A 457-nucleotide genomic window follows, 5' to 3' on the forward strand; every position below is an offset into this window, starting at 1 on the left:
CCGTGCTCGCGCAGATCGCGGTCGAGCGCCTCGACGGTCGCGAGCGCCTGGGCATGGGCCTCGTCAGCACGCGCGAGCCCGGCCTCGACCTCCTCGTCGCTCGCCTCGGCGCGTGCTGCCTCGAGGACGAGGGCCGCCCGCTCGCACCGAGCCCGCGCCTGCACGACGTCGGCGTCGGCCGACGCCACCCGTTCGCGGAGAGCCTGCGCGAGGGCGGCACGACGAGCACGCTCCTGGCGGGCGAGCTGGGAGTCGCGCACGACCTGCTCGTACCGCTGCTTGGCGACCTCGTATCCGGCGCGGGCTTCGGCCGTCTCCGGGACGTCGTCCACCTGCGTGCGACGTTGACTCAAGGCGGCCACCTCGGCGGCGAGCTCCGCCTCCGTGGCCCCGTCGAGGACGGCCCGCAACGCGGCGGCAGCCGCGTCGACCTGTCGCCGTGCCTCGTCACGTCGCG

Annotated in this window: 1 protein-coding gene; it reads right to left on the minus strand. The window is 75.9% G+C overall.

Annotated elements, in window-relative coordinates:
- On the minus strand, window positions 1–457 hold a 457-nt coding region (locus tag D9V41_RS17925), incomplete at both ends, for a hypothetical protein (protein WP_208006911.1).

The sequence above is a fragment of the Aeromicrobium phragmitis genome (assembly GCF_003674095.1).
GTDB lineage: Bacteria > Actinomycetota > Actinomycetes > Propionibacteriales > Nocardioidaceae > Aeromicrobium > Aeromicrobium phragmitis.